This is a genomic window from Amycolatopsis sp. PS_44_ISF1, from assembly GCF_032335455.1.
Lineage (GTDB): Bacteria > Actinomycetota > Actinomycetes > Mycobacteriales > Pseudonocardiaceae > Amycolatopsis.
Map to the genome: position 1 here is coordinate 19,652 of NZ_JANUXO010000007.1, position 8,045 is coordinate 27,696.

Sequence of the window (8,045 nt, forward strand, 5' to 3'; positions counted from 1 at the left end):
AGAAGACCCCCGCAGGGCGGCAAACCTTTACGCGGGGGTCCTCTAGGTCCAGACGCGCACGTCCTGGGGGGAAGGGTACGCCACCGGTTAACCGGTGTGCACCCTTTCCCCCAGGAGCCGGGCGTGTCAGAGAGGAACGACACGCACCATGAGCTGGTACCCGCTCACGTGGGCTGAGACAGCCCCGGTCGCCGACGTGTACGAACGGGCGATCTTGACTTTGCTGGCCCATCGGGCTGCCGGTGACGGCACCGGGGCCTACCCGCCTGTCTCGAAGATGGCGGAGTACGCGGTGTGCGACGTCGCGACGGTGAAGCGCCGGCTGGGCGCCATGCGCCGCCGCGGCCTGATCGACTACGGCAACCAACGGGTGACGCAGCATCTGCCCAGGGACCGCCGGCCAAAGGTCTACGACCTGCTGATCCCGCTGAGCTGGTACTCCGCGGCGCAGCTCGAAGAGGTCAACCGGGAACGCGCGCAGCGGGGTACGGGTCCGCTGAGCGCGGAGGCGCGGCCGGACCTGACGACACCGGAACGGTCGCGGAAAGCACGGTCGGACAAGGGCCAGCCGAAACCGCGTAAAAAGCCGGGTTCTTCCAGTTCAGAGGGGGTTTCCGGCGATACGGGGGTGCTAGTAGCACCCCCGGTCGGTGACCCGGCTGAACAGGGAGCCGGCAGGGGGAGCGGGGGTGCTACTAGCACCCCCGCGGGGGTGCTAGTAGTTCAGGACGGGGGTGCTACTAGCACCCCAATACATAACCTCCCTACGGGAGATACCTCCCCTGATACCTCCGGGGGCAAGGCCGGCCCCCGGACCCCGGCTTCACGAAAAGTGAGCTCACCTCCGAAGTCGGCCGGTGATCAACTCGGTTTGACGACGCAACCACAGGACGCGCGCGTGGAAATCGAGCCCGGCTCGGCACAGCCGGAGTTCGATCTCTGGGGAGTCGGCGCACTGGAGCAGGAGCGGGCTCACCTGGAGCAGACGTGCCGTGAGGTCTTCGGCCGCGAGCTGTTCCTGGCCCAGCGTCGGCTCCTGGAGATCAAAAAGACGCTGGGGACCGACACAGGTGGCACCGCGGGAACGGCCGGCCCGGACCTGCAGGAGCTGACCCTGGTCGGTCCGGTGGCCCGGCAAGATCGCCGACGCCACCGACGCTAGATCAACCGGCAACAGGCCCCAGGAGCCCCGGAGAGCGACCCAGGGGCCCCAGCGGGTGTCCCAACCGCAACAACAGCGACTCAAGCCCGGAGAACGGACCTCAGCGGGTCTTTCGGAGAGGGAACGATCGATGGCACGCGAACCGATGACGAAAACCGTGCGGACCGAAAGCGAGGCCGACGCCTGGCTGGACTGGGTAGCGAAGCACCACGGCCTGGCCGGCGCCAGCCTGTCGCAAGTCGCGGGCGGATTCCGCGTCGAAGCACGGCTGCCGGACCCAGGGGACGTGACAATCAGCTGCCCAGAGGGGTTGTAGGCGAGAACGAAGTCCGGACCGTGGCGACCACCGACCGACCCGGGTGTTGTGGGCAATACCCACTTACCCCAAAAACGGCGTATCGTGGAGGCCTGACGAACAGCAACCAGCCCGCACTGGAGGGCACCATGACCACGCTCGAAGGGTTCCAGCCCGTCACCGACGTCGTCGCGGACAACCGCGGCCGCGTCACCATCAGCAAGGCCGGCGCGCACTCGGAAGACCGCTACGCGGTGTCAAAGAACGCTGAGGGGTTCATCCTGCTCACGCCGCTGGCCACCATCCCCCGGCACGAACTGCTCGTCTGGGAGAACGCCGAGCTGCGCGCCAGCCTCTTCCGCGGCCTCGCCGAAGCCGCGGAAGGCAAGGCCGCCCCGCTGGACTGGGTCACCGCCGGCGTCAACCTCACCGACGACCCCGAGGGCGACGACACCGAGTGAGCGCACCGCCGTTCCAGCTCCTCTACACCCCGGAGGCCACCTCGATCCTCGGGGACCTCCGGGCGAAAAAGCAGTACGCGCCGAAGCTGAAGAAGGTCAGGAAGGCCCTGGCCTTCCTGGAGCAGCAAGGACCGTCGTATATCGGGTTGCGGACGCATCCCATGCAGTCGATTCCCGGGCCGGGCGGCGCGACGCTGTACCAGTCCTACGTGGAGAACAACACGCCGGGTGCCTGGCGAATCTGGTGGATCTACGGCCCCGCAGACGACGCGATCACCATCGTGTCCCTCGGGCCGCACCCGGACTGAGCAAGGCCCGTTGCCAGCGGAGGTGGATACGGCGTAGTCACTCCTCAGCCCGGGAGCGAGCCGACCGCGCCGGCCAGCCGCTCGATCGCCGCGGCGATCCGGTCCAGCGCGGCGGCGTTCGCCAGCGTCGCCTGTACCTGGGCCCGTGCCGTCTCGCCGTCGTCCAGGTGCCCCAGTGCCTCGGCGGCGTGCCCGTCAGCGCCGGCCGCGGTGCGGCCGGCCGTGCCGAAGAAGTCCATCGGCCCATTCTGGACCCGAATCGCTTCCGGCGGCAGCCGCCGCGCAGGGCGCGGGGCCGGCCGCGGGAGAACGAGGACCGAGCAGGGGAGACCCGATGACCGATACCGGCGCCTGGACCACGTTCGGCGAGCGCCCCGCCTACGAGAGCCCGTGGGTGACCGTGACCCTCGCCGACGTCCAGGCCCCGAACGGAGCCAGGTTCGAGCACCACGTCATCCGGCTCCCGCCGGTGGCCATCGCCCTGCTCGTCAACGACGACGAGGAAGCCTTGATGCTCTGGCGCCACCGCTTCGTCACCGGCCAGTGGGGCTACGAACTGCTCGGCGGCCTGGTCGAACCCGGCGAGGACCCGGCTCAGGCAGCTGCTCGCGAAGCGCGCGAAGAGAGCGGCTGGCAGCCCCTCGGCGAACCGGACCACCTAGCGACGTTCGAACCCCTGCCCGGACAGGTGGCCTCGCCGGTATCGGCCTACCTCTGGCGCCGCGCCGACCACGTCGGCGACCCCACCGACACCGAAGAGGCCGGCCGCCTCGACTGGGTACCGCTCGCTCGAGCCCCGGACCTCATGCGCCGCGGTCAGCTGCTCGGTTCCGGAACCCTCGTCGCTCTGCTCGCCTACCTCTCCGGTGCCACGACACAACCGCGACAGAACCACGACAGCACCGGATTCCGCTTGCCCTGAAAGGAAAACTCCCGTACGCCCGTTCTCTGGAGTACGGGAACCTGGCCGGCCCGGTCAGCCCGGCCCGGTCGACGCCGCGGGTCCGGGAGCCGAGCCGGCGTCCGGCGATGGCGCCGCGGGAACGGCCCGCGGCCGGGGCTTGCGCCCGCGGGTGGCCGGCTTGACGCCGGCGGCGCGGCCCAGGTCCCGGATGTAGCGATCGGTCCAGGGTGTGCGATCGGCGAGTTCGCCCGGGGTGTGGCCGGCGCGGAGCGCGGCCACCACGGCTTCGGCCATGGCCGAAGCCGCCGTCTCGTGCGCTTCCAGCGTCCTGCCGTAGTCGGCGGTGGCCTGGTCCAGGGCTGTCAGCGGGTCCATGCCCGCACTATATCGGAACTGACTTCCGAAAAGTGTTGCGCGAGGCGCCTGAGTCTGAGAGTATCAATTCGGAAGTCAGTTCCGAATTTAACTCCGCTCCTGACGAAAGGGCCCCTGATGACCACCGACACCACCACCTCGTACCACCTCGAACTTCCGGGCGAGCTGATCCGGTTCCGGATCGAAAGCTTCGGCTACCTGCACACCGGCGGCGCGGCGCCCGAGGCTGCGGACCTGGTGCTCGACGTCCGGCACGCCCTGAAGGACCCGCACGTCGCGCCCGAGTTGCGCCAGCTGACCGGCCGCGACGCCGCGGTCCGCGCGAACGTCTTGCGCCAGCCCGGCGCCGGCGACCTGGTCGCCGGCGTGGTGGCGACCGCGCTCGCGCTGCGTCCCAGCGCCGACGCACGCTCGATGCTCGTCCACGTCGCCATCGGGTGCCAGGGCGGCCGGCACCGCTCGGTCGTACTGGCCACGGAGGTGGCCGCGCGGCTGTTCGCCGCCGGGTTCGGCGTGCACGTCCAGCACAGCCACCTGGACCGCCCGGTCGTCGCCCGATGAACGGCCAGACCTACTTCGAGGCGCCGCACTACTACCGGCCGCTGCTGCCCCGCCCCGCGGTCTTCCTGGCCGGCGGCATCACCGGCTGCCCGGACTGGCAGTCCGACGCGGCCGAGCAGCTGCACGACGCCGACCCGCGGCTGGTCGTGCTCAACCCCCGCCGCGCGGACTTCCCGATCGACGACCCGGCCCAGGGCCCGGTGCAGGTCGCGTGGGAGCAGCACCACCTGCACCTGCCCGGCACCGTGACCCTGTTCTGGTTCCCGGCCTGCGACCCGGCGGTCACCACCGCGCCGATCGCGCTGTTCGAGCTCGGCCAGGCCCTCGGGGAGCGGCGCCCGGTGGTCATCGGCGCTGACCCCGGCTACCCGCGCCACACCGACGTGCAGCTGCTCACCGCGCTGTGCCGGAGCGGCACCGAGGTCCACACCACCCTCTCCGCTACCGTCACGGCCGCGCTCGATCCGACCGCCGGCTGGCCGTCGTTCTTCGGTCGCTAGATCCCCCGCGGTAGAAAAGACAATTTCCCGACATTTCCGCGACAATTTCAGGTCTCTGCCATGATCGTAGAAAGCAGACGTTTCCCGGTCGATTTCACGACAGTTTGAGCGGTGAAGCCCCAGTTCAGAGCAGGGACGTGACAAGCTAAAGTTCGTCATCCCGAAAGGACTGCGCGTATGTGCCGAGCAGGTGGGCGACGATGTGAAGGACGCAGCACCACCGCCGAGGCCATGCGGCATCGGCAACGGCTATCCCGGGCCAGTCGGGGGCTGGCCCGCGCCGTGGCGACCGGTGACCCGGCGAAGATCGCCGCCGCCGTGGCGAAGCAGGAGGCTGTGGCCCGGTCCGTCCTGACCGAGGTCTCGACCCCGGCCTCCAGGACCGCGGAGCCAGTCGCCACGGCCGCGGAACAGGCAGGAGAGCGACGGGCCGTGTCGGTCTACACCGGCGGCGAATTCACCTCGATCAACGCCTACGTCCAGGCCGGCTACCAGGTGCCCTCCTGGGCCAGCGACGACCAGAAGTTCGTCGGCTACATGGCCGAGACCGTGACGGCGCTGGAACGGGCCGTGGACCGGGCAAAGCTCACCACGCAGACCCGGGTGACCCGGGCGATCTGGTCGACCACCGCGGACGACGTGTACGGACCGGTCGGCTCGCAGATCGGCCAGACCGTCTCCGAAGCCCGGTTCACCAGCACGACCACCACCGCTGAACCGTCGGCCTCCTTCGGCGACGTGAAGATCGTCTTCCACCTCGCGCCCGGCACCAGCGCCCTGGACGTCACCACTGCCGGCGTGCCCGTGAAGGCCGGCGAGCACGAGCTGCTGCTGGGCCCGCACCAGCCACTGCGCATCGTCTCCGACCACATAGCCGAGGGCCGGCGCGTCATCACCATGACCAACACCTGACCGCCAGCGAACCTGGCCGCCAACCCGGAAACCCGCCAACAGAAGGGAAACACCATGTCCGAGCAGCAGAACCCCGCCACCAGCCCCGTCGCACCCGGGACCCCGGTCACCGACGTGGACACCGCCATGCGCAAGGACGCCGGCGACCGGTCCGGGGCATGGGCGGACACCATCGCCGCCGGCGCGAAGACCCGGCGAAAGTAGCCACTGGCCGGTCGGGAGCGGCACCGCTCCCGACCGGCCACCACCCTGACCAGCAGATATCACCAGTACTACCCCTCGCATCAGTGAGATCCGGGACGACCTGCTCCCGGCCGCGGCACCGGCGGTTCCCAGAAGTTGTCGGTGCCGCCCGGTACCCTGTTTTCTTCGGGCCGTCCGCCGGCCTGCCTGTGCTCCTCCGCCCACGCGGGAGCGAGCGCTTACGGGTGAAGACGTCGCAGACTCAGCGGTTTCCGAAGGTTCGTGCTGTGGCGTGTCCGTCTGCTGCGGTGGGGCCGCGGGCGTGGGGGTGCCTCACCGGGAAGCGAGCACCGTGCCACGCGAGAACCGTGCCCTGACCCGCGCCGCCCGTTCCCGGGCCCGGGAGCAGGGCCTGACCTACCAGCAGGCCCGCGACGACGTCCGGCAGATCCGCGAGCTCGCCGACGACCGCGAGCTGACCTTCGTCGAGGCCGAGGCGTTCTTCGACGACCCCGGGAACCGATTGCTGTGCCGGACGTGCGGGTGGACCGTGGGCATGATCTGCCCCGAGTGCACCGAGGGCTGCGGCTGCGCCAACAGCTACTGCTCCGGCTGGCGCCACGACGAGTACATGGACGCCGAGGAGCGGGCCGAGCTGGACGCCTGCTCCGAGTGCGGCGGCGACTCCACCAGTGACTACGGCTGCGAGTGCGGCGAATGACCGGGCCGAGCCGCCTCGCGCCGGATCCGACTCCGCTGCTCGAGCGCGGCCTGGTGGTGTTCCCGCTGCCGCCCGGCAGCAAGGTGGCGGCGGCGGGCTGGCAGCACACCGTCACCCGCGACCCCGCCGCGGCGCGGGCCACGTGGCCGGCCGGGGCGAACGTCGGCATCGCCTGCCGCGCCTCGGGCATCGTCGGGATCGACCTGGACCGGCACACCGCCGGCGGCGCCAACGTCGGCGTCGACGGTGTCGCGCGGTTCGCCGAGCTGTGCGCGCGGTGGGGTATGCCGCGGCCGGTGACGCTGGAGACCCGCACCGGGCACGATGGCCGGCATCTGCTGCTGCGGGTCCCGCGCGGCCTGACCGTGCCCTCGGTCTCGGGCGGCCGCTCCCGGCTCGGGCCGGGGATCGACATCCGCGGCCCCGGCCGGACCCTCGGCAGCTACCTCGTCGGCCCCGGCTCGGTCGTGGCCGGCCGCGGCTACGACGTGGCGGTGGACGTGCCGATCGCGCCGCTGCCCGGCTGGCTGGCCGCGCTGATCGGCCGGTGGACCCGATGAGCCTGCAGGATGCGCTGCACGCGGCCCGCCGCGCGCAGCGCGAGCTCGCCGACGCCACCGCCCGGGCCCGGCAGGAGAAGCTGGATCAGGCCGAGCGCGAGCTGCAGCTGCGCCTCGAAGCGGTCGGCTACCTCGCTCCGTTGGGCGGTGAGCGTCTGGTCCAGGTGGACTCCGACGAGATCTGCCTGCCCGTCGGCGTGTTCGCCGGCGGCGACCGGTTCCAGAGCCCGGACGGGAGACGCTGGTGCGTCGTGGACGAGCAGCCCTGCTGGATCGTCGGGGACGAGATCGACCGGATCACCGATCCGGTGCTGCTGCTCGCCGACGGCCGGGTGGGCCAGTTCACTCCCGACCCGGCGGGACTGACCCGGCTGGACCCCCGTCGGGACGGGCACGAAGGCCGGGAGTTCGTCTCCTACATTCCTTTGGGCGGGCCACCCCGGTGGACCCTGACCGAGGAGATGCTGGCCCACATGATCGTGCGCTACGAACGTGCGCACGCAGACCGAGCGCGACGCGGGCCGCACTGAGGAAACGAGGACGCATGGCCACCCCTACCGGGCTGGTGCAGCAGCTGGGCGTGCTGGCGGAGCGGATCCCGGGCGGGGATCCGGTGTGCTTCTCCGGACCCTGGGGGCGTTTGAGGGCGTGGTGGGGACGTTCTGGGGCGTTCTGGTGTCCTGGGACGTCCCTGGGGACGTCTTGGGGTGGTGGGTGGTGGGTGTGGGGGTGTGGTGGTGTCGTTGGGTGGGGTTGTGGTGGGTGCTGGTGGTGGTGGGGTGCCGGCGGTGTGCCGCCGCGGAGCGGGGGCGGTTCTGGGGGTTCGTGGGGCTGTTACCTGGGCTTACGGGGGTGTCGGGTGGGGCTGGGTTCGGAGGTTCTGAACCCTTGCGCTGGGGGTTGAGGGGTGCGGAGCGCCCCGGGTTCGGGGGGTTGATCATGGTGATGCCGGGAGGGCGCCGAATCGCGGAGCGATCGGCAAAACCATTGCGTAGCAAGGGCTCCTTTTTGGACAGATATAAATTCCTTGCGTAGCAAGGTATTTATATCGTCTGTCTTTTTAGGACAGTACAAAGTGGGCGAACTTGTGAACCGAATTCCGT

At 70.3% G+C, this 8,045-nt stretch carries 14 protein-coding genes; 12 read left to right on the forward strand and 2 right to left on the reverse strand.

All coding sequences use genetic code 11. The features are described 5' to 3' along the window. Window positions 1-898: 898 nt before the first annotated feature. The 4 genes from NYF13_RS35775 (at window position 899) to NYF13_RS35790 (ending at window position 2,226) form a co-directional block, all read left to right on the forward strand. On the forward strand, window positions 899-1,162 hold the full coding sequence (locus NYF13_RS35775) for a hypothetical protein (RefSeq protein WP_315662562.1): 264 nt from the start codon (window positions 899-901) through the stop codon (window positions 1,160-1,162). A 130-nt stretch (window positions 1,163-1,292) separates the two neighbouring features. Next, a complete protein-coding gene (locus NYF13_RS35780; RefSeq protein WP_315662564.1) occupies window positions 1,293-1,478 on the forward strand; it encodes a hypothetical protein in 186 nt (61 codons plus the stop codon). Window positions 1,479-1,606: 128 nt separating this feature from the next. Beyond that, window positions 1,607-1,918: a hypothetical protein gene (locus NYF13_RS35785; RefSeq protein WP_315662565.1), complete on the forward strand. Its 312-nt coding sequence runs from the start codon at window positions 1,607-1,609 to the stop codon at window positions 1,916-1,918. Further along, window positions 1,915-2,226: a hypothetical protein gene (locus tag NYF13_RS35790; protein WP_315662566.1), complete on the forward strand. Its 312-nt coding sequence runs from the start codon at window positions 1,915-1,917 to the stop codon at window positions 2,224-2,226. The genes NYF13_RS35785 and NYF13_RS35790 overlap by 4 nt, the downstream gene beginning before the upstream one ends. A gap of 44 nt (window positions 2,227-2,270) precedes the next feature. Here NYF13_RS35790 and NYF13_RS35795 read toward each other — a convergent pair whose 3' ends face one another. Continuing rightward, window positions 2,271-2,465 (reverse strand): hypothetical protein, encoded by a 195-nt coding sequence (locus NYF13_RS35795; protein ID WP_315662567.1) that lies wholly within the window; start codon window positions 2,463-2,465, stop codon window positions 2,271-2,273. A gap of 95 nt (window positions 2,466-2,560) precedes the next feature. On the opposite strand from NYF13_RS35795, the gene NYF13_RS35800 reads away from it, so the two are divergent. Next, window positions 2,561-3,148, forward strand: coding sequence for an NUDIX domain-containing protein (locus tag NYF13_RS35800; protein WP_315662568.1), 588 nt, complete (start codon window positions 2,561-2,563; stop codon window positions 3,146-3,148). A gap of 54 nt (window positions 3,149-3,202) precedes the next feature. Here NYF13_RS35800 and NYF13_RS35805 read toward each other — a convergent pair whose 3' ends face one another. Next, window positions 3,203-3,505 carry a hypothetical protein gene (locus tag NYF13_RS35805; RefSeq protein ID WP_315662569.1) on the reverse strand — a complete coding sequence of 101 codons (303 nt, stop codon included), beginning with the start codon at window positions 3,503-3,505 and terminating at the stop codon, window positions 3,203-3,205. A 117-nt stretch (window positions 3,506-3,622) separates the two neighbouring features. Here NYF13_RS35805 and NYF13_RS35810 point away from each other — a divergent pair, with 117 nt between their 5' ends. The 7 genes from NYF13_RS35810 to NYF13_RS35840 all read left to right on the forward strand — a co-directional run bounded on the left by NYF13_RS35810 (window position 3,623) and on the right by NYF13_RS35840 (window position 7,472). Continuing rightward, entirely contained in the window at window positions 3,623-4,066 is a 444-nt protein-coding gene (locus NYF13_RS35810; RefSeq protein WP_315662570.1) for an RNase adapter RapZ, read from the forward strand. Next, window positions 4,063-4,566, forward strand: coding sequence for a nucleoside 2-deoxyribosyltransferase domain-containing protein (locus tag NYF13_RS35815; RefSeq protein ID WP_315662571.1), 504 nt, complete (start codon window positions 4,063-4,065; stop codon window positions 4,564-4,566). Before NYF13_RS35810 ends, NYF13_RS35815 begins: the two co-directional genes overlap by 4 nt. Window positions 4,567-4,848: 282 nt before the next feature. Continuing rightward, on the forward strand, window positions 4,849-5,478 hold the full coding sequence (locus NYF13_RS35820; RefSeq protein WP_315662573.1) for an ADP-ribosyltransferase: 630 nt from the start codon (window positions 4,849-4,851) through the stop codon (window positions 5,476-5,478). 54 nt (window positions 5,479-5,532) lie between these two features. Continuing rightward, entirely contained in the window at window positions 5,533-5,682 is a 150-nt protein-coding gene (locus NYF13_RS35825; RefSeq protein WP_315662574.1) for a hypothetical protein, read from the forward strand. 331 nt (window positions 5,683-6,013) lie between these two features. After that, window positions 6,014-6,382 (forward strand): hypothetical protein, encoded by a 369-nt coding sequence (locus tag NYF13_RS35830; RefSeq protein ID WP_315662575.1) that lies wholly within the window; start codon window positions 6,014-6,016, stop codon window positions 6,380-6,382. Further along, window positions 6,379-6,942, forward strand: coding sequence for a bifunctional DNA primase/polymerase (locus NYF13_RS35835; protein WP_315662576.1), 564 nt, complete (start codon window positions 6,379-6,381; stop codon window positions 6,940-6,942). The genes NYF13_RS35830 and NYF13_RS35835 overlap by 4 nt, the downstream gene beginning before the upstream one ends. Next, on the forward strand, window positions 6,939-7,472 hold the full coding sequence (locus tag NYF13_RS35840; protein WP_315662577.1) for a hypothetical protein: 534 nt from the start codon (window positions 6,939-6,941) through the stop codon (window positions 7,470-7,472). Before NYF13_RS35835 ends, NYF13_RS35840 begins: the two co-directional genes overlap by 4 nt. Window positions 7,473-8,045 lie beyond the last annotated feature (573 nt).

Coding starts and splice junctions, on each gene's coding strand:
- NYF13_RS35780 (WP_315662564.1), top strand. CDS start 1,293: ATGGCACGCGAACCGATGACGAAAACCGTGCGGACCGAAAGCGAGGCC.
- NYF13_RS35785 (WP_315662565.1), top strand. CDS start 1,607: ATGACCACGCTCGAAGGGTTCCAGCCCGTCACCGACGTCGTCGCGGAC.
- NYF13_RS35795 (WP_315662567.1), bottom strand. CDS start 2,465: ATGGACTTCTTCGGCACGGCCGGCCGCACCGCGGCCGGCGCTGACGGG.
- NYF13_RS35800 (WP_315662568.1), top strand. CDS start 2,561: ATGACCGATACCGGCGCCTGGACCACGTTCGGCGAGCGCCCCGCCTAC.
- NYF13_RS35805 (WP_315662569.1), bottom strand. CDS start 3,505: ATGGACCCGCTGACAGCCCTGGACCAGGCCACCGCCGACTACGGCAGG.
- NYF13_RS35810 (WP_315662570.1), top strand. CDS start 3,623: ATGACCACCGACACCACCACCTCGTACCACCTCGAACTTCCGGGCGAG.
- NYF13_RS35815 (WP_315662571.1), top strand. CDS start 4,063: ATGAACGGCCAGACCTACTTCGAGGCGCCGCACTACTACCGGCCGCTG.
- NYF13_RS35825 (WP_315662574.1), top strand. CDS start 5,533: ATGTCCGAGCAGCAGAACCCCGCCACCAGCCCCGTCGCACCCGGGACC.
- NYF13_RS35835 (WP_315662576.1), top strand. CDS start 6,379: ATGACCGGGCCGAGCCGCCTCGCGCCGGATCCGACTCCGCTGCTCGAG.
- NYF13_RS35840 (WP_315662577.1), top strand. CDS start 6,939: ATGAGCCTGCAGGATGCGCTGCACGCGGCCCGCCGCGCGCAGCGCGAG.